The sequence below is a fragment of the Haloplanus sp. GCM10025708 genome (genome assembly GCF_042663985.1).
Lineage (GTDB): Archaea > Halobacteriota > Halobacteria > Halobacteriales > Haloferacaceae > Salinirarus > Salinirarus marinus.
On record NZ_JBHSZA010000011.1, the window covers coordinates 1,593,286 to 1,610,050 of the forward strand.

Below are 16,765 nucleotides of genomic sequence, written 5' to 3' on the forward strand. Positions count from 1 at the left end.
TGGCATGACAGCCGTCGGCATCGACGCCATGGAGATCTGGACGGGCAAACTCGAGCTCGACCTCCCGGGGACGTTCGCGCAGGCGAAAGGCGAAGACCCGGAGAAGTACACGAAGGGGCTCGGCCTCGTCACGTCGTCGTTCCCCGACACGTACGAGGACATCGTCACGATGGGGGCGAACGCCGCGAAGCGACTGATGGACCGGAAGGGGCTGACGCCCGACGACATCGGCCGCATCGACGTGGCGACCGAGAGCGCGTTCGACAACTCCAAGCCCGTCTCGACGTACATCGCGGGGTGTTTAGAGCAGGTGTTCGACGGCGACTTCCACCACGCGAACAAGGGCGAGCGGAAGTTCGCCTGCGTCGCCGGCACCCAGAGCATCGACGACGCGTACAACTGGATCAAGGCCGGCCGCAACCGGGGACGGGCCGCCCTCGTCGTCGCCACCGACACCGCGCTCTACGAACGCGGCGATCCGGGCGAGGCGACGCAGGGCGCGGGCGCGGTGGCGATGCTCATCACCGAGAATCCGAGCCTGGTCGAACTCTCGACGGAGCAGGGGTACGGGAGCGCCGACGAGACGGATTTCCTGAAGCCGAACCAGCAGTTTCCGAGCGTCGACGGCAAGCGTTCGGTGCAGGTGTATCTCGCGCGGATGCGCGAGGCGCTGGAGGATTTCGAGAGCGTCGCCGGCGACACCCACCCCGACGACTTCGCGTACGTCCCGTTCCACACCCCGTTCCCGGGGATGGTCCGCAAGGCGGGGCTGTTCGGCTATCGCCACACGCTCCGCGGGACTGACATCGAGGACGAACTCACGGACGAAATCGGCCGCCAGCCCCGCGAGGAGGCGTTCGACTCGTGGGAGGAGTACGAGGAGGCGATTCGCGACTACATGGACTCGCTGAAGCGGACCGAGATGTACCGCGACTGGTACGCCCGAACCATCGAACCGACGCTCAACATCGCCCGACAGGTCGGCAACTGGTACACCGGATCGGTCCACGTCGCCCGCGCGAGCGCGCTCAAATCCGCCGCCGAAACCGGGCGTGAACTCGCCGGCGAACATCTGCTGGTCGGCTCCTACGGCTCGGGTGCACAGGCCGAGATCCACGCCGAAACCGTCGCCGACGGCTGGAAAGAGGAGATCCAGGCGCTCACGCTCGACGAGCAGCTCTCGCGCCGGTACGAACTCTCCTTCGAGGAGTACGAACGCGTCCACGACGTCCACAACCACGAGAAGGAGACGGAACTCGAGGAGTTCACCCAGCCCGACGGCGAGTTCGTCTTCACGGGTTGGGGTCGGATGAACGAACGGAAGTACGACTACGTCGAGTAACGAGCGTCGGCGGGTCGAGGACCGACGATTCTCCCGCCCTACGGGTCGTTTTCACGCCGCGAAAACGCGGTCCGGTCAGTACCGATGGAGCGAGTAGAACAGCGACATCAGTCCGGCACCGATGAGGATGCCTTCGACGGTGTGAAGCAAGAGGAGTTCCCGGCCGCCGAGGTGGTAACTCCGCCGGACGCCGAGTTCGTACACCGCTTCGGCGAGCGCGCCCGCGGTGATGAACCCGAAGCCGGCGGCAGCAGTCCGGAAGGCGAGCGTGCGCGATCGGCGATACGCCCGGTAGCTGAGTACGGTCAGGACGGTCCCCGCCGCGAGGACGAGCAGGTTCGAGGCGATGAACGCCCAGAATTCGGGGGTTCAGCCACGCCGACCACCGTCCGATTCGAGACCCTCCCAGAACGATTCGAACTTGTCGATCAGGTCGTGTCTGCGCTCGACGTCGATGGTGAACCCGCCGTCTTCGACGGCGAACCGGGCCTCCCGGAACTTCGTCTCGTAGGTCTGGTAGTGGTTGCCGTCGGCGTCCATCTGGACGTCCGCGCGCAGGAGGTCCCACGATTCGAGGACGTTCACGCGCCGGTAGACGGTCGGAAGCGAGAGGCCGCACTGCTCGGCGATCTCCTCGGCTGACATCGGTTTCGCACTCGCCAGCACGAGAATGTCCCTCGCGTGTTCGTTGCCGAACACGTCGAAGACGTTCTCCGGCTCCCAATCGGTGCTCACACGAAACCGACGGGGAGCGAGGCTGAAAAACCCTTTGGGCGCGTTTTCAGCCTCCGTAACTACACGCCGGGTTGAAACCGCCAGCGCCCCACCTTCCGGTGATGTCACTCGTCAACAAGATCAAAAGCGCTATCGGAAGCGACGAGGAAGCCGGCGTCCGGACCTACGAGTGTCGAGACTGCGGTGCGACGCACGACTCGGCGAAGACGCCGGAACGAGCCAGCTGCCCCGAGTGTCTCTCGAACGACGTGACCGAGATGTCGAGCTGAAGCTCGCAACGCCGCCAGCCGAGCGGGACCCACGGCCGACGGGACACTTTTCACACCGTGTGGAGAACGCGAGGGTGTGAACGCCGGTCTCGACGTTCGAACGGTCGCCGTCGCCGCAGTCGCGTGTCTGTTCGTCGCGGTCGTCGTCGGCCTGCTCCTCTTGCGCGTCGTCGTACCGGTGGTCCACCGCGTCGTCAGCGTGGTCCGAACGGTCGGGGGTTCGTCCGGCCCGAGAGCACGATGGGGACGGCGTTCCTGCTGAGCGGCATCCTGGTGGTCGGCGTCTTCGGATCGATTCTCGGCATCAGCGGGTCGCTCACCGCAGCCGTAGCCGGGTCGGCGGGTGGACCCTCGCTCGGTCCGACGCTCGACACCGCCGTCGAGGGGGCGTTCTCCGAATCCGGATCGAGCCCCGAATCCATCGTCCGCCGGGACGCGGTCACCCACGACGTCGAGACGAAAGCCGTCAGCCGACCGGAACCGGACGTCGACGGCGACCTGTTGAACGACGACTGGGAACGGCGGGGGCGGACGCCCGACGGAACGGCCCTTCCGGACGCGAACCCCGGCCGGATGGACCTCTACGTACAGGTGAATCACGGGACGAACGTCCCGCCGCTCTCGGCGGCCGAGCGCCGACAACTCCGGCAGGTGTGGGCGTCGATGCCGCTCGAAAACCCGGACGGGAGCACCGGCATCGCCATCCACCTCGACGCCGACGCGCCCCGCGGCGGGTCGCTCGGCGAACCGGTCGACGTGACGGATCCCCGCGACGGGACGCTCCGGCAGTATTACACCGCCGACCGACTCGGAAACCGGACCTGCACGTATCGCCACGTCGTGATGGGCGTCGTGCGCCCGGCGAACCTCGCGGGGCGGGCTACCGCTCCCGGTTACGCGTCGATGGTCGACGGCCGCCTCACCCGGCGCGAAGGAGAGGTGAGCCTGCGCGTGGCGGTCATCACTCACGAACTCCTCCACAACGTCGCCGGGGAAGTCGACGCGGGCTATCACACCCAAAGCGGGTGGCTCAGCCACGGCGACGACCAGTTCCTCTCGTCGACGACGACGCGAGCGCTCGCCGAACGAGGCTTCGCCCCCTCGCCGTTCTTCCAGCGTCGGGTCTGCTGGGCAACTCGCGCAGGTCGGCGAGACAGTCCTCCAGCGGTCGCGTCGAGACGGCCAGCGAGAAGCCGTCGATGGTGGCGAGTTTCGGCGCGTGTTCCCACAGGTTCTCGGGCGTGAGGCCGTGGAGGACGACGGCGTTCGGCGTCGGGTCGACGACGCGGAGGGCGACCAGCGGCGACTCCCCCGGGTGACGTCGGTGAAGACGAGCGCCCGGTTCGTGCTCTGACCGTAGAGGCGGTAGAACTCCTCGCTGGAGAGACGGGTGATCGCCTGGATGCTGTTGATGACGGTGTGGCCGGACACCCGGTCGTCGTCGCCGCTGACGACTTCCGTCGCGTCCATCGCCTCGTAGAATCGGTCGAGCGGGACCGACGTGGGATACTCCCGCAGGTCGTGGACGATGTCGCTCTCGAACCCGGCCGAGATGACGCGGGCGTACTGGCGGATGCGCGCGCCGCCGCGGGACTCGTCGATGTCGAGCAGTGCGCGGACGATGCGGGAGACGACGCCGATGCCGGGGCTCTCGCGCCGCCCGCTCTCGTAGTCGGAGATGACGGACGACGAGACGTCGAGGCGGTCGGCGAGCTCGGTCTGGGAGACGCCGAAGTCCGTCCGCCACTTCCGGAGGGTCGCCCCAGGGTCCTCGCTCAGCGTGATCTCGCCGGCGATGCGTCGAGCGAGGTCGTCGCGCGGTGCCTCGCTCATCTCACCTCCCACCCGTCGGAGCGTTCCATGATCGCACTGGGGCGAGGCGTCGCAAAAGGCTACCGAAAGCCGAGGTGTGCGAGGCGATAACGATTCAAACGAGAGCGTCTAACGGGCGGATATGCCATCGACACTGGTCCACGTCGCGGTGGGCGGTATCGTCGGTGCGGCGCTGCTCGCGGCGGAGTTCGACCGCCGCAGCGTCGCCGTCGTCCTGGTGGCCGCGGCCGTCCCCGACCTCGACACCTTCACCGGCATCTACCTGCTCGGCACGCACCGGGCGCTGTTGCACACGTTCGTGCTGCCGGCGGCAGTGGGCGGCGTCCTCCTCTACGACGCCCGGGCCCGACCCCGATCGATCGTTCGGGACCGGTGGGGGGCCCGCGGCGTCCGCGTGGCGGGGGTGGCGCTGCTGTCGCTCCTGTTCGGCGGCATCCTCCCCGACCTGATGACCAACGGCGTGAACGTCCTCTACCCGCTCCACGACCAGTTCTACACCGTCGACGGGGAGCTGTTGCTCTCGAATCAACGCGGCCTCGTCCAGACGTTCGTCGAACTGTCGCCGCCCGAACAGCCCCGAACGACGGGGAACACCCACTACTGGACGGGCGTCGACGTGGCCCGCGGGGAGGAACCGGAGAGCGTAGAGCGCGTCTTCCCCGTGGTCCGGTCGGGCCTCCAGTTGCTCGTCGTGTTGCTCGGCGCGCTGACCGTCGGCGGTCGGCTGCTGGAGAGCGAGCGGCGGGACTGAGTCCGAACGATTCACGTCGCGTCTCGGCGACCGTCTCACACGCCCGTTCGACCGTGCGAGCCGGCGGATGCAGGCGATGCAGCGCGCGTTCGAGCGGGGCATCGGCACGGAGACGGACGGCGACGGGAAAGCCGCCTACGAACCCGAACGGACCGACGACTACCGGGCGTGCTATCTCGATCGGGTCGACCGCTGCGTCGGCTCCGACCCCCTGTGCGTGACCGTCGCCGACGACCTGCTGGCCGCCGCAGTCGACCTCGCCCGCGAGCAGGACCTGCCGCGCGACCGACCGGTCCTCGACGCAGAGAACGAACGGGCGAGAGCGTTCCACGGCCGCCACGGCTTCACGCGCTGGGGCGAGGTGGTCGCTCGCGACCTGTAGCGGCCGCGCCGACGACGCCACCGAGCGCGCCGAAGACGACGGGGTAGGCCACGCCGGCGACGAAGGCGGCGGGTATCAGGTCGGGGCGCACGGTCGCGTCGCCGGCGACGACGACGAAGAGAAACGCGCCGGCGACGGCGAGGGGGAAGTAGCCGAGGACGACGGCCGCGCCCGCCGTGGCCCCCGACGAACGCCGGCCGCACCGGCCCACCGCGCGAGCAACGCGCCCGACGCGGCGAGGGCGACGGGCGGAACGAGGTAGACGAGGACGGGGACGGCGTCGATGGCGGCGACGAGGTCGACGGTGCGCGACGACCCGAAGAGACCGGGGAGCACCGTCTCGACGAAGTGGGCCGCGTAGAACACCCAGCCGACCAGTTTCCACGTCGCGGGGTCACCGGTGACGAACTCCACGAGTCGCCGGGCGACCGACGCCCGGACGGGGTCGCTCGCCAGCAGATACGTCGCCACGTAGCCGAGGAGATACGCGCCGCCGCCGAGGACGCCAGCGGCGACCGTCGATGGGGTGGATCGGCCGTCGACTCGCGTCGTCAGCGCGGCGCTGTCGGACATACCGGAGGCGACGGCGCGTGTCGGCAAGTGCTTGGTGGCAAACGGGGAGCATCGCTCGCCGTCCGGTGCCGCCGCTGTCCCGCCTCCGCAACCACTAAACGCGTCTCGCGCCTTCCTACGGTAATGACCGACTGGACCGAAACGTACCGGCCGTCGACGCTCTCGGCGATCCGGGGGAACGACAAGGCCCGTGACGCCCTCCGGGAGTGGGCGGAGACGTGGGACGACCACCGCGAGGCGGTCGTCGTCTACGGGAGCCCCGGCGTCGGCAAGACGTCGGCCGCACACGCCCTCGCGTCCGACGAGGGGTGGGAGACGGTCGAACTCAACGCCTCGGACCAGCGAACGGCGGACGTCATCGAACGCTACGCCGGCCGTGCGGCAAAGAACGCGACGCTCGCCGGCGCGGCGAACGAGACCGGCGGGCGACAGCTCGTCATCGTAGACGAGGCGGACAACATCCACGGCAACTACGACCGGGGCGGGTCCAGCGCCATCACTCGCCTGGTGAAAGAGGCCGATCAGCCGATCGTGCTCATCGCCAACGACTACTACGACATGAGCCGCGGCCTGCGCAACGCCTGCCAGGAGATCGAGTTTCGCGACGTCGCCGCGCGCTCGATCGTTCCGGTCCTCCGCGACATCTGCCGGCGCGAAAACGTCGAGTTCGACGAGGAGGCGCTGCAAGCCATCGCGGAGGCAAACAGCGGCGACCTGCGATCGGCCGTCAACGATCTGCAGGCCGCCGCCGAGGAGGACAGACGCCTCACCACCGACGACGTGTTAGACGGCGACCGAGACCGGAGCCTCGGCGTCTTTCCGTTTCTCGACGCCGTCCTGAAAGAGGAGTCACCCGAGGAGGCACTCCAGTCGGCCTACCGGGTGGACGAGACGCCGGACGACCTGACGAAGTGGGTCGCGGAGAACGCCCCGAAGGTGTGCGAGGGCGAGGAACTCGCCCGCGCCTACGAGTTCCTCGCGAACGCCGACCGGTGGCTCGGGCGGGTGCGCGCCACGCAGGAGTACGGCTACTGGCGCTACGCGACGGACAACCTCGCCGCGGGCGTCGCCGCCGCGCGCGACGACACCAAGGGCGGGTGGACGCGGTTCTCGCGCCCGCAGTTCTGGCCCTCGTCGGACGGGACGGCCGACGAAGTGGTGCGGAGAGTCGCCGAGTCCGCGGGCACCAGCATGGCGACGGCGCGGCGCGAACTGCTCCCGTACCTCGCCGCGATGACCCACCACTGCAAGCCCCGCGAACTGACCGTCGCGATGGCCGCCTACTACGATTTCGAGGAGGACCACGTCTCTTTCGTCACCGGGAGCGGCGAGACGACGAACAAGGTCCAGTCCATCGTCGAAGACGCCCAGACGCTCCGCGAGGAGGCGATGGAGGACCACTCCGGCGCGTTCGGCGGCATCCCGGCGGGCGAGTCGGCCGACGGCGCGGACGGCGCCGAGGCGACGGCGGACGTCGAGACGGACGACGAAGCGACGGCGGCCGACGAAGCCACGGCGGCCGACGAACTGGCCGCCGCGGCGAACGGCGGCGACGACGCGGACGACGCGGACGACGGCGACGACGGACAGGCCGGGCTGACGGACTTCATGTGAACCCGGGCGACGCTTTTTGTCCCCTCCCGTCGTGGGACGGCCATGCGCGCCATAGTACTGGAGGAGTACGGAGAGCCGTTACAGCTGACGGAGGTCGCGCCGCCGGACGTCGAACCGCACGGCGTCGTCGTCGAGGTGACGGCCTGCGGGATCTGCCGGAGCGACTGGCACGCCTGGCAAGGCCACGGCGAGTGGGTCGGCGACAGAGTCCCGCGGGGACAGATCCTCGGCCACGAACCCGCCGGCCACGTCGTCGAGGTGGGCGAGCGGGTCGACCGCCTCTCGGAAGGCGACCGGATCGCCGTCCCGTTCAACCTCGGCGACGGCACCTGCCCGCAGTGTCTGAGCGGCCACGGCAACGTCTGCGAGGACGGCTACGCCCTCGGCTTCCAGCCGTCGGCACCGGGGGCGTTCGCCGAGCGCGTCCACGTGCCCCACGCGGACTACAACGCGATGGCCCTCCCCGAGGACGTCTCGGCGCGCGACATGGCCGCGCTGGGCTGTCGGTTCATGACCGCCTTCCACGCCCTGACCGCCCGGGGCGACGTCGGCGCGGGCGACTGGGTCGCCGTCCACGGATGTGGCGGGGTCGGCCTCTCGGCGGTCCACGTCGCCGACGCGCTCGGCGCGCGCGTCGTCGCCGTCGACGTCCGCGAGGCCGCGCTCGATCTGGCGACCGAACTCGGCGCGGACGCCGTGGTGAACGCCGACGGCGAGTCCGGGCGCGAAGTCACGGGCGCGGTTCGGTCGGCGACCGACGGCGGCGCGCACGTCTCCGTCGACGCCCTCGGCATCGCCGAGACCTGTACGAACTCGGTTTTCAGCCTCCGGCGACGGGGGACCCACGTGCAGGTCGGCCTCACCACGGAGGAAGAGGCGGGCGAGGTGTCGCTCCCGGTCGAACGGATGGCGATGATGGAGGCTGACTTCCACGGCGCGCGGGGAATGCCGCCGACGCGGTACGACGAACTGCTCGGCCTCCTGCAGTCGGGCGAGATCGACCCCGGGAAGCTCGTCCGTCGCGAGGTGTCCCTCGAAGACGTGCCCGAGCGACTCGCCGCGATGACGGAGTACGAGACGACGGGCGTCGAGGTCGTGACGGAGTTCTAGAGCAGTTTCGAGAGGAACCGCTCCCCGCGTTCGGTCAGTCGACGGGGACGCCCGAACCACGCCCCCATTCGACGCGTCCACCCGGCCGGCGAGCCACGTCGTCGCCGCGAGAACGACCCCTGCGGCGACGAACAGGCCGGCGTTCAGCGTCCGGACCGTCGGCGTGTAGTAGACCAGGTCACGGCCGAGCAGCATGCCGACGAACACGAGCGCGATCGCACTCCCCGAGAGATACCGGAGGGCGGGCGACGGCGACGCGCCGAGCCAGCGAGTGGCGGCGACGAGCGTGGCGAACAGCACGAGCGACGCGCCGTAGTAGGCCGCCTGCGCGGCGGGCGTGTACGCCGGCACCGGAACGACGCGGCTGAAGAGGACGCTGACGACGAGCGCGACGAGGCCGACGGCGAGCGCTCGTCGCGCCAGGGCGAGCGGGGAGCGGAGAAGCGCCCCTCGTGAGCGTAGAGCGTCGTCAACACCAGCAGCGTGAAGATCGTCAGCGCGACGACGAGGTGTGCGCCCTGCGCGGGCGGGGAGTAGCCCGACGGGAACATTCCGCTGAGGGTGACGGTGACCGCCCCGATGCTGATCTGTAGGGGAGAAGAAGGACGGCCAGCGTCGCCGCCGATCGCGTCCGGGCGTCGGGTCGTCGCCACGCCCACAGCGCCGTTCCGAGGATGAAAAAGCCGGTGATCATCGCTACGAGGCGGTGGAACCACTCGACGAAACTCGGAATCGTCTGGGGGAGGAGGCCGCCGTCACAGAGGGGCCACTGGGCCGAGCAGGCCAGCCCGGACCCCGTCGCAGCGGTGTAGATACCGAGCATGACGAGCGTGAGCGTCAGCCCCGTGGTGAGCGCGGCGAAGCGGGGGAACGAGAGCGCGGACCGCAGGCGCGAACGGCTCATGGTCGCGGTTCAGCCCCGCGCGTACTTAGACCTGTCCGAACCGCCGCGCGAACGCCCGTTTCAAGTCGGTGGCCGCGAATCGCCCGTTATGGACGCGACGGAACTCGACCGGCGAGCCGATCGTCTCGACGACTACCTCGACGCCGCCGGCCTCGACGCCGTGTGGTTCGGCCGACCGGAAACGGTCAAGTGGCTGACCGGCGGGTCGGTGGCGACCGACCGGGCGGCGCGCGTCGGCGACGCCGCCGTCGGCTACGACGGGTCGTTCACCGTCGTCTCGACGAACGCCGAAGCCGACCGGTTGCGGGCGGAGGAACTCCCCGAACGGATTGACGTCGAGACGGTCGAGTGGCACGCGACGACCCTCGCCGAAGCGGTGGCCGAGCGGTCACCGACGCCCGCGGCCGCAGACGTCGACGTGCCGGGGTTCGAACGGGTCGACGGGTCGCAGATTCGCCTGCCCCTGACCGACGGCGAGGTGGACCGGTACCGCGCACTCGGCCACGACGCCGCCGAGGCGGTCGAACGCGCCTGCCGCGCGGTCGACCCGGACGACAGCGAACGGGACATCGCCTTCGGCGTCCGGACCCTCCTCGCGGAACGCGACGTCGCCGCGCCGACGATCCTCGTCGGGGGCGAACGCCGAGCGCAGCGGTACCGGACGCCGACGCCGACCGACGAACCGGTCGAGGGGTACGCCCGCGTCACCGTCGTCGCCGAACGCGACGGCCTCCACGCGCCGCTCACCCGCCACGTCGCCTTCGACACGCCGGATTCGCTGGCGGACGACCTGACGCGCGCGGCGCAGATCGAGGTGAGTGCGCTGGGGGCCACACGGGCCGTCGGTCGCCTCGGCGGGGACGTGGGGAGCGTCTTCGACGGCGTCGAGGCCACCTACGAGTTCCTCGACGACGAGGACGGGTGGCGCGACGGCCCGGTCGGCGGCGCGACGGGGTACGTCGCCGAGGAGTGGACCGCGCGGCCGGGGGCCGACGTGCCGGTGCAGACGCCCGTCGCCTGCGCGTTCGGCCCCGTCGTCGGCGGGGCCCGAAGTCAGGACACCGTCCTCGTCGCCGACGAGGGGATCGAGGTACTGACGAAGACGGGCGAGTGGCCCACGAGCCCCGTCGTCTCGTGGGACTACGACGCGGCGCTCCCGCGACACCGAGTGTTACTCGTCGAGTGACCCCGTTCATTATTCGACGATTGACGAATTTAACAATCGACAGATACGGATAGTTTTTTGCTTGCCCCCAATGTGAACGCGTTCATGGGACTCGACGACGACGCTCGGGAGTATCACCGGACGGATCCGCCGGGGAAGATCGAAATTTCGACGACGAAGCCGACGAACACGCAGCGGGATCTGAGCCTGGCGTATTCGCCGGGCGTCGCCGCGCCGTGTAAGGACATCCACGAGAACCCCGATCTGGCCTACGACTACACGGCCAAAGGCAATCTCGTGGGCGTCGTCTCGAACGGATCGGCCGTCCTCGGACTCGGCGACATCGGCGCACAGGCCTCCAAACCCGTCATGGAAGGCAAGGGCGTCCTCTTCAAGCGCTTCGCCGACATCGACGTCTTCGACATCGAACTCGACCAGACGACGGCCGAGGACATCATCCGCAGCGTGAAGGCGATGGAGCCCACCTTCGGCGGCATCAACCTGGAAGACATCAAAGCGCCGGAGTGCTTCGAGATCGAGGAGACGCTCCGCGCGGAGATGGACATTCCGGTCTTTCACGACGACCAGCACGGCACCGCCATCATCAGCGGGGCCGGCCTCATCAACGCCGCCGACATCGCCGGGAAGGACCTCGAAACGCTGGAGGTGACGATCTCCGGCGCGGGCGCGAGTGCGCTGGCGACGGCGCGCTTCTACGTCTCGCTCGGCGTAAAGCGGGAGAACATCACCATGTGTGACTCCACCGGCATCATCACCCGCGAGCGCGCGGAGGCCGGCGACGTCAACGACTACAAAGCCGAGTTCGCCCGCGACGTGCCCGAGGGCGGACTGGCCGACGCCGTCGAAGGCGCGGACGTCCTCGTCGGCCTCTCCGTCGCCGGCATCGTCAGCCAGGAGATGGTCCGTTCGATGGCCGACAACCCGATCATCTTCGCGATGGCCAACCCCGAACCGGAGATCGGCTACCACGAGGCCAAGGAGGCCCGCGACGACACCGTCATCATGGGGACGGGGCGGTCCGACTACCCGAATCAGGTGAACAACGTACTCGGGTTCCCGTTCCTCTTCCGGGGCGCGCTCGACGTTCGCGCGACCGAGATCAACGAGGAGATGAAACTCGCCGCGGCCCGCGCCCTCGCGGAACTCGCCCGCAAGGACGTCCCCGACGCCGTCGTCAAGGCCTACGGTGACCAACCGCTCCACTACGGCCCCGAGTACATCCTGCCCAAGCCGGTCGATCCGCGCGTCATGTTCGAACTCGCGCCGGCCGTCGCGGTGGCGGCGATGGAGAGCGGCGCGGCCCGCCAGGAGATCGACGCCGAGGCCTACCGCGAGCGACTGGAGGCCCGCCTGGGCAAGTCCCGCGAGATGATGCGCGTCGTCATCAACAAGGCCAAGACCGACCCCAAGCGGGTCGTTCTCGCGGAGGAGCGACGAGAAGATGATCCGCGCCGCCTACCAGATACAGGAACAGGGCATCGCCGATCCGATCCTCATCGGGGATCGCGACGAGATATGGGGGAAGATGGAACGGCTGGGGCTCGACTTCACCCCCGAGATCGTCGATCCGAGCGAGGACAGCCTCGAACCCTACGCGGAGCGGCTCCACGAACTGCGCCAGCGCAAGGGCGTCACCCGCCACGAAGCGGAGGAACTGATCCGCGACGGCAACTACCTCGGGAGCGTCATGGTCGAGGTCGGCGACGCCGACGCGATGCTGACGGGCCTGATGCACCACTACCCGTCGGCGCTCCGCCCGCCGCTACAGGTCGTCGGCACCGCCGAGGACGCCGACTACGCCGCCGGCGTCTACATGCTCACGTTCAAAAACCGCGTCGTCTTCGTCGCCGACGCGACGGTCAACCTGAACCCCGGATCGAAGGAACTCGCGGAGATCGGCCGGCACACCGCCGAACTCGCGCGGCGGTTCAACGTCGAACCGCGGGCGGCGTTCCTCTCGTACTCCAACTTCGGGAGCGTCGACAACGAAGGCACGCGAAAACCCCGCGAGGCGGCGGAGATGCTCCGCGAGGACCCCGCAGTGGACTTCCCCGTCGACGGCGAGATGCAGGCCGACACCGCCGTCGTCGAGGACATCCTCGAAGGCACCTACGGCTTCTCCGAGCTGGACGATCCGGCGAACGTCCTCATCTTCCCCAACCTCGAATCGGGGAACATCGCCTACAAACTCCTCCAGCGCCTGGGCGGCGCGGACGCCATCGGCCCGATGCTCGTCGGCATGGACGAACCCGTCCACGTCCTCCAGCGCGGCGACGAGGTCAAAGACATCGTCAACCTCGCTGGCGTCGCCGTCGTCGACGCACAGGAAAACTGACGACCGTCGCGACGCGGATAGCGGTTTTTCGCAGTCTCGAAACACGGAGCCGTCGGTCAGGGAGCCGAGCGACGAGCGATCAGTCGCTCGCCTGGCGTTCGTGACGGGACGGTGGCGGAATCTGCGGGTCGTCGTCAGGGTCGGCGACGTCGGGGACGACACAACGGTCGGGCCGGTGGTTGACGTGGGCGTACTCCTCCGGAGCGTTGGCGAGGGGGTGGGCGGGGTTGACGCGGCTGTCGATGCGCGCCGCCCGGAGTTCGCCGAAGCCGGCGATGCGGGCGCGGATGCCGCGCCAGTGGTGTTCGCTCCCCGACGGAACCGAGACGGGGTGGGCGGGTCGCCAGTCGGGGTGGTCCGCCGCGAGGACGGAGTGGTTGACGTTCGCCGCGAGGTCGTCGTGGTCGACGAGGACGCCCACGCGGGCGTCCGGTGGGGCGCGGGCGGCGAGGACGTCGAGTCCGAGGTGGAGCGCGCGGTACTCGGCGACGTTGTTGTTCGGCGGTGCGTCCGGGAGGGCGACCCGGGCGACGCGCGTGCCGTCCCGCGTCTCGATGACCGCGCCGAGGCCGCCGCCGTCGGAGCGATACGAGCCGTCGCTGGCGACGTAGAAGTGTCGGTGATGTGTCCGCGGCGGATGGGCGATGTGCGGCGTCGGCGACTCGTCGAACAGGTCCCGGAGCGTCGACCGGCCGTGAACGGCCATACTCGTCGTTGGCGGTCACCCAACTTAAACGTACGGCAGCGTGGGGGAAATGCGCCCGACCCGGAACATCTACCACGCGGCCGCCCGTCGGGACGACGTATGAACGCACGCGAGCTGATGGAGACGGACGTGGAGACGGTCGCACCGGACGACGAGGTGAGCGAGGTGCTCGCCCGTCTCGCCGAGGTGGAGTTCAACGGCTTTCCGGTCGTCGACGACGCCGGTCGCGTCGTCGGAATCGTCACGCAACACGACCTGGTCCACCTCTTCCAGACGGAAGACCGAACGCTCTGGATCCCGGTCGGCCTCCCGCCGTTCACGCAGACGCTCACCTACGCGGTGGACGTCTCGTGGGAGGACCTCGACCTCGGCATCGACCTCGCGAAGAACGCGAACCGGCCGGTGCGCGAGGTGATGACCGAGGACGTCGTGACGGTCACGACCGACGCCGACCTCGATCGAATCCTCGACCTGCTGGCGGACGACGACCGCGACATCAACCGACTGCCGGTGGTCGAGAACGGGGAACTCGTCGGGATAATCGCCCGACAGGACGTCCTCCGGGCGGTCCGTGACGAACGTCGCGAAACGAAAGCTTGAGACGAAATCCCGCCCGAGGTCGGGTGTGTCACGATATCGGAACCTCGCGCTCTTTCTGATCCTCGCAGCGGTCTGGGGGTCGGCGTTCATGGCCATCAAGGCCGGGCTGGCGTACTTCCCGCCGGTGCTGTTCGCCGCCGTCAGATACGACGTCGCGGGCGTCGTCATGCTGGGATACGCCGCCTACGTCCTCGACGACCCGGTTCCGCGCGGGCGCGGGCAGTGGACGCTCGTCGCCATCGGATCGGTGTTCCTCATCGCCGGCTATCACGCCCTCCTGTTCGTCGGCGAGACGGACCCCGCGGTGACGAGCGCCGCCGCGGCGGTCATCGTCAGCCTCAGCCCCGTCCTGACGACGGGGTTCGCCCGGGCGTTCCTGCCGAGCGAACGCCTGACGGCGGCCGGCGTCGTCGGCCTCCTGTTGGGTCTCGTCGGCATCGTCGTCCTCTCACAGCCCGACCCGAACAACCTCCTCGCGGGCGGCTTCGTCGCCAAATTCCTCGTCCTGGCTGCGGCGGCGTCGTTCGCCCTTGGATCGGTGCTCACGCGGTGGGTGGACGCGTCGATGCACATCGAATCGATGGAGGCGTGGTCGATGCTGGGCGGTGCGCTGTTGATGCACGGCCTCTCGGTCGGCATCGGCGAGTCGACGGCCGAGGTGGTCTGGTCGACCGAGGCCGTCGTCGCCCTCCTCTATCTCTCGCTGGCGGCGAGCGCGGTGGGCTTTCTGATCTACTTCGACCTGCTCGACAGACTCGGAGCCATCGAGATCAACCTCGTCTCGTACGTCGCACCTCTCTCCGCTGCCGCGGCGGGGTGGGCGTTTCTCGGCGAGCAGCCGACGCCCGCGACCGCCGGCGGATTTCTCCTCGTCTTCGCTGGGTTCGTCCTCATCAAACGCCGGGCCATCCGGGACGAACTGCCGAAACTCCGCCGGGAAGCCGTTTCCCTCTTCGAAGATTAAACGTCGACGTCCTCCGTCTCGAACGCGCCCTCGTCGGCGTCGGGGTCGTAGCTGTCGACGGCGGTCAGGACGACGTCGAGGACGCCGTCGGCGTCCCAGCGAGCGGTGTTGATACAGAGATCGTAGAACGATCGGTCGTCGACGTCGACCCCGTAGTAGCTCTCGTACCGGCCGGCCTCGCTCACCTCGCGGACCCGCATCTCGGCCTCCGTCTCTACCCGGTTCGACGTTCGTTCGACGCGTACTTCCTCGGGAGCGTCGAGCCAGATGCGCAGATCGGCGCGATTGCCCGCCAGCCAGCCGGCGAGGCGCGATTCGAGGACGAACGGCTTGCTCGACGTTCCCCACTTCTCCGCGATGCGCCGGAGTCGCCGGTCCAGCGCCCGATCGAGTTCGTCGTCCTCGTCGGCCTTGGCGATGAGTTGCGACAGCGACACGCCGCGCTCGTCGGCGAGTTCGCGGAAGATGTCGCCGCCGCTCACGTACGCGCAGTCGAACGCGTCGGCGAGGCCCGCCGCGAGAGTCGTCGCCCCACAGCCCGGCGGTCCGGAGACGGTGACGAAGAGGTTCGTATCGAGAGGCCGTTCGTCGGCCGTGGAGTCGCTCGCGGAGTCAGGGGACATGTAGACTCGTGGCGGCGTACGTAGCACCGATATAAATAATGACGGCGTACGCGAGTCGACGCGAGCCGCCGGGAGCCGGCTCGTCCGCCGGGCTCGGCGCGTTCGTGAACGACTAAACTCGCCCGTCTCGGCGCGAGGTAAAAGAGTAAGACGCGTCGATAAAACGTCTCGGCTATTTTGCGCCGTTCGTGAAACGTCCGCGGGCGAACGTCGAGTGGGTGAAATGACCGGAAACGACGTCAACGCTCTGGCGACTATATGACCCTCCGGGTCCACTGGGTGAGTGAGGAGTCCCCCCACCATGTCCAGTTCCTCCCCGACGGTTCCGACCGCCCGCCTCCGCGAATCGCTCGACGTCCAGCAGCTCCACTTGGGCGTCGAACTGATCACGGCCCCGCTCCGCTTCGTCTCGTTCTGGGCCGCCGTCGCACTGCCGTTTCTCTACCTCCCGTTGCTCTACGGCGGACTGGAAGGCCAGCAGGTGCTCGTCTTCGGCCTGCTCGTCGTGGTCAACGTCGTGGCGCTGGTACTCGGCCACGATTACGGACAGTAGCCGCGCGACCCAGGAGTCGCCGACAGGGTGGGACGAGCGACCTTCGCGAAGCAAAAACGAAATTCATTACGTCGCCGGGGACGACGAGTCGACTATGTTCGGACTCTCCGGCAAGGGCACGACGGGCGCGATACTGATGGTGATCGGCGCGGCGGCGTTTCTCCCCACCATCGGACCGGCGGCGGGAACGACGAGTTACGTGCTGGCAGTCGCGGCGACGGCGCTGTTGACGCTCGGCACCTACTTCATCGGCACCGACGTCGGCGGCCGACCAGCCTGAACCGC

At 68.8% G+C, this 16,765-nt stretch carries 21 protein-coding genes and 2 pseudogenes; 15 read left to right on the forward strand and 8 right to left on the reverse strand.

Going from position 1 to position 16,765, the window contains the following annotated elements; genetic code table 11:
* Positions 1 to 4: 4 nt before the first annotated feature.
* Positions 5 to 1,342 carry a hydroxymethylglutaryl-CoA synthase gene (gene hmgB / locus ACFQJD_RS11925; RefSeq protein WP_379798464.1) on the forward strand — a complete coding sequence of 446 codons (1,338 nt, stop codon included), beginning with the start codon at positions 5 to 7 and terminating at the stop codon, positions 1,340 to 1,342.
* Between the two features lie 75 nt (positions 1,343 to 1,417).
* On the opposite strand, the gene ACFQJD_RS11930 is transcribed toward hmgB, so the two are convergent.
* Positions 1,418 to 1,546 carry a hypothetical protein gene (locus ACFQJD_RS11930; protein WP_379798466.1) on the reverse strand — a complete coding sequence of 43 codons (129 nt, stop codon included), beginning with the start codon at positions 1,544 to 1,546 and terminating at the stop codon, positions 1,418 to 1,420.
* A gap of 165 nt (positions 1,547 to 1,711) precedes the next feature.
* Complete coding sequence (locus ACFQJD_RS11935) at positions 1,712 to 2,077, reverse strand: ArsR/SmtB family transcription factor (RefSeq protein ID WP_379798468.1); 366 nt, start codon at positions 2,075 to 2,077, stop codon at positions 1,712 to 1,714.
* Between the two features lie 101 nt (positions 2,078 to 2,178).
* On the opposite strand from ACFQJD_RS11935, the gene ACFQJD_RS11940 reads away from it, so the two are divergent.
* From ACFQJD_RS11940 to ACFQJD_RS11950, 3 genes are all read left to right on the forward strand, one after another.
* Positions 2,179 to 2,346, forward strand: coding sequence for a hypothetical protein (locus tag ACFQJD_RS11940; RefSeq protein WP_379798470.1), 168 nt, complete (start codon positions 2,179 to 2,181; stop codon positions 2,344 to 2,346).
* A gap of 76 nt (positions 2,347 to 2,422) precedes the next feature.
* Entirely contained in the window at positions 2,423 to 2,608 is a 186-nt protein-coding gene (locus tag ACFQJD_RS11945; protein WP_379798472.1) for a hypothetical protein, read from the forward strand.
* Positions 2,587 to 3,591, forward strand: a complete 1,005-nt coding sequence (locus ACFQJD_RS11950) for a hypothetical protein (RefSeq protein WP_379798474.1) — start codon at positions 2,587 to 2,589, stop codon at positions 3,589 to 3,591. The genes ACFQJD_RS11945 and ACFQJD_RS11950 overlap by 22 nt, the downstream gene beginning before the upstream one ends.
* Here ACFQJD_RS11950 and ACFQJD_RS11955 read toward each other — a convergent pair.
* A pseudogene (locus ACFQJD_RS11955) lies at positions 3,476 to 4,179 on the reverse strand (helix-turn-helix domain-containing protein); the annotation flags it as partial. The gene ACFQJD_RS11950 and the pseudogene ACFQJD_RS11955 sit on opposite strands and share 116 nt — an antisense overlap.
* Before the next feature lie 121 nt (positions 4,180 to 4,300).
* Between ACFQJD_RS11955 and ACFQJD_RS11960 the strand changes: the two are divergent.
* The gene (locus ACFQJD_RS11960; protein WP_379798477.1) at positions 4,301 to 4,930 is read left to right on the forward strand and encodes a metal-dependent hydrolase; all 630 of its coding nucleotides are present in this window, start codon (positions 4,301 to 4,303) and stop codon (positions 4,928 to 4,930) included.
* A gap of 67 nt (positions 4,931 to 4,997) precedes the next feature.
* Positions 4,998 to 5,312, forward strand: a complete 315-nt coding sequence (locus tag ACFQJD_RS11965) for a hypothetical protein (protein ID WP_379798479.1) — start codon at positions 4,998 to 5,000, stop codon at positions 5,310 to 5,312.
* On the opposite strand, the gene ACFQJD_RS11970 is transcribed toward ACFQJD_RS11965, so the two are convergent.
* Together ACFQJD_RS11970 and ACFQJD_RS11975 are read right to left on the reverse strand one after the other, a co-directional pair.
* A complete protein-coding gene (locus ACFQJD_RS11970; RefSeq protein WP_379798481.1) occupies positions 5,275 to 5,403 on the reverse strand; it encodes a hypothetical protein in 129 nt (42 codons plus the stop codon). The two genes, ACFQJD_RS11965 and ACFQJD_RS11970, sit on opposite strands and share 38 nt — an antisense overlap.
* Entirely contained in the window at positions 5,388 to 5,885 is a 498-nt protein-coding gene (locus ACFQJD_RS11975) for a hypothetical protein (RefSeq protein ID WP_379798483.1), read from the reverse strand. The genes ACFQJD_RS11970 and ACFQJD_RS11975 overlap by 16 nt, the downstream gene beginning before the upstream one ends.
* Before the next feature lie 123 nt (positions 5,886 to 6,008).
* Here ACFQJD_RS11975 and ACFQJD_RS11980 point away from each other — a divergent pair, with 123 nt between their 5' ends.
* The 3 genes from ACFQJD_RS11980 to ACFQJD_RS11990 all read left to right on the forward strand — a co-directional run bounded on the left by ACFQJD_RS11980 (position 6,009) and on the right by ACFQJD_RS11990 (position 8,925).
* On the forward strand, positions 6,009 to 7,499 hold the full coding sequence (locus ACFQJD_RS11980; RefSeq protein ID WP_379798484.1) for a replication factor C large subunit: 1,491 nt from the start codon (positions 6,009 to 6,011) through the stop codon (positions 7,497 to 7,499).
* A 42-nt stretch (positions 7,500 to 7,541) separates the two neighbouring features.
* Complete coding sequence (locus tag ACFQJD_RS11985; RefSeq protein WP_379798486.1) at positions 7,542 to 8,609, forward strand: zinc-dependent alcohol dehydrogenase family protein; 1,068 nt, start codon at positions 7,542 to 7,544, stop codon at positions 8,607 to 8,609.
* Between the two features lie 193 nt (positions 8,610 to 8,802).
* Positions 8,803 to 8,925 (forward strand): hypothetical protein, encoded by a 123-nt coding sequence (locus tag ACFQJD_RS11990; RefSeq protein WP_379798488.1) that lies wholly within the window; start codon positions 8,803 to 8,805, stop codon positions 8,923 to 8,925.
* Between the two features lie 177 nt (positions 8,926 to 9,102).
* On the opposite strand, the gene ACFQJD_RS11995 is transcribed toward ACFQJD_RS11990, so the two are convergent.
* A complete protein-coding gene (locus tag ACFQJD_RS11995) occupies positions 9,103 to 9,513 on the reverse strand; it encodes a hypothetical protein (RefSeq protein ID WP_379798490.1) in 411 nt (136 codons plus the stop codon).
* A gap of 88 nt (positions 9,514 to 9,601) precedes the next feature.
* Here ACFQJD_RS11995 and ACFQJD_RS12000 point away from each other — a divergent pair, with 88 nt between their 5' ends.
* Positions 9,602 to 10,699 carry a M24 family metallopeptidase gene (locus ACFQJD_RS12000; RefSeq protein WP_379798492.1) on the forward strand — a complete coding sequence of 366 codons (1,098 nt, stop codon included), beginning with the start codon at positions 9,602 to 9,604 and terminating at the stop codon, positions 10,697 to 10,699.
* Positions 10,700 to 10,783: 84 nt separating this feature from the next.
* Positions 10,784 to 13,034, forward strand: a pseudogene (locus tag ACFQJD_RS12005) (NADP-dependent malic enzyme).
* A gap of 79 nt (positions 13,035 to 13,113) precedes the next feature.
* Here ACFQJD_RS12005 and ACFQJD_RS12010 read toward each other — a convergent pair.
* Positions 13,114 to 13,740 (reverse strand): ribonuclease H, encoded by a 627-nt coding sequence (locus tag ACFQJD_RS12010; RefSeq protein ID WP_379798494.1) that lies wholly within the window; start codon positions 13,738 to 13,740, stop codon positions 13,114 to 13,116.
* 99 nt (positions 13,741 to 13,839) lie between these two features.
* Between ACFQJD_RS12010 and ACFQJD_RS12015 the strand changes: the two genes are divergently transcribed.
* Positions 13,840 to 14,340 carry a CBS domain-containing protein gene (locus ACFQJD_RS12015; protein ID WP_379798496.1) on the forward strand — a complete coding sequence of 167 codons (501 nt, stop codon included), beginning with the start codon at positions 13,840 to 13,842 and terminating at the stop codon, positions 14,338 to 14,340.
* A 25-nt stretch (positions 14,341 to 14,365) separates the two neighbouring features.
* Complete coding sequence (locus tag ACFQJD_RS12020) at positions 14,366 to 15,304, forward strand: DMT family transporter (protein WP_379798498.1); 939 nt, start codon at positions 14,366 to 14,368, stop codon at positions 15,302 to 15,304.
* On the opposite strand, the gene cmk is transcribed toward ACFQJD_RS12020, so the two are convergent.
* Positions 15,301 to 15,927, reverse strand: coding sequence for a (d)CMP kinase (gene cmk, locus ACFQJD_RS12025; RefSeq protein WP_379798500.1), 627 nt, complete (start codon positions 15,925 to 15,927; stop codon positions 15,301 to 15,303). The two genes, ACFQJD_RS12020 and cmk, sit on opposite strands and share 4 nt — an antisense overlap.
* A gap of 301 nt (positions 15,928 to 16,228) precedes the next feature.
* Here cmk and ACFQJD_RS12030 point away from each other — a divergent pair, with 301 nt between their 5' ends.
* Positions 16,229 to 16,480 carry a hypothetical protein gene (locus ACFQJD_RS12030; RefSeq protein WP_379798502.1) on the forward strand — a complete coding sequence of 84 codons (252 nt, stop codon included), beginning with the start codon at positions 16,229 to 16,231 and terminating at the stop codon, positions 16,478 to 16,480.
* A gap of 94 nt (positions 16,481 to 16,574) precedes the next feature.
* Positions 16,575 to 16,760: a hypothetical protein gene (locus ACFQJD_RS12035; protein WP_379798504.1), complete on the forward strand. Its 186-nt coding sequence runs from the start codon at positions 16,575 to 16,577 to the stop codon at positions 16,758 to 16,760.
* Positions 16,761 to 16,765 lie beyond the last annotated feature (5 nt).

Coding starts and splice junctions, on each gene's coding strand:
- ACFQJD_RS11950 (WP_379798474.1), top strand. CDS start 2,587: ATGGGGACGGCGTTCCTGCTGAGCGGCATCCTGGTGGTCGGCGTCTTC.
- ACFQJD_RS11940 (WP_379798470.1), top strand. CDS start 2,179: ATGTCACTCGTCAACAAGATCAAAAGCGCTATCGGAAGCGACGAGGAA.
- ACFQJD_RS11990 (WP_379798488.1), top strand. CDS start 8,803: ATGCCGACGAACACGAGCGCGATCGCACTCCCCGAGAGATACCGGAGG.
- ACFQJD_RS11975 (WP_379798483.1), bottom strand. CDS start 5,885: ATGTCCGACAGCGCCGCGCTGACGACGCGAGTCGACGGCCGATCCACC.
- ACFQJD_RS11980 (WP_379798484.1), top strand. CDS start 6,009: ATGACCGACTGGACCGAAACGTACCGGCCGTCGACGCTCTCGGCGATC.
- cmk (WP_379798500.1), bottom strand. CDS start 15,927: ATGTCCCCTGACTCCGCGAGCGACTCCACGGCCGACGAACGGCCTCTC.
- ACFQJD_RS12035 (WP_379798504.1), top strand. CDS start 16,575: ATGTTCGGACTCTCCGGCAAGGGCACGACGGGCGCGATACTGATGGTG.
- ACFQJD_RS11965 (WP_379798479.1), top strand. CDS start 4,998: ATGCAGGCGATGCAGCGCGCGTTCGAGCGGGGCATCGGCACGGAGACG.
- ACFQJD_RS12000 (WP_379798492.1), top strand. CDS start 9,602: ATGGACGCGACGGAACTCGACCGGCGAGCCGATCGTCTCGACGACTAC.
- hmgB (WP_379798464.1), top strand. CDS start 5: ATGACAGCCGTCGGCATCGACGCCATGGAGATCTGGACGGGCAAACTC.
- ACFQJD_RS11995 (WP_379798490.1), bottom strand. CDS start 9,513: ATGAGCCGTTCGCGCCTGCGGTCCGCGCTCTCGTTCCCCCGCTTCGCC.
- ACFQJD_RS12010 (WP_379798494.1), bottom strand. CDS start 13,740: ATGGCCGTTCACGGCCGGTCGACGCTCCGGGACCTGTTCGACGAGTCG.
- ACFQJD_RS11960 (WP_379798477.1), top strand. CDS start 4,301: ATGCCATCGACACTGGTCCACGTCGCGGTGGGCGGTATCGTCGGTGCG.
- ACFQJD_RS11985 (WP_379798486.1), top strand. CDS start 7,542: ATGCGCGCCATAGTACTGGAGGAGTACGGAGAGCCGTTACAGCTGACG.
- ACFQJD_RS12015 (WP_379798496.1), top strand. CDS start 13,840: ATGAACGCACGCGAGCTGATGGAGACGGACGTGGAGACGGTCGCACCG.
- ACFQJD_RS12030 (WP_379798502.1), top strand. CDS start 16,229: ATGTCCAGTTCCTCCCCGACGGTTCCGACCGCCCGCCTCCGCGAATCG.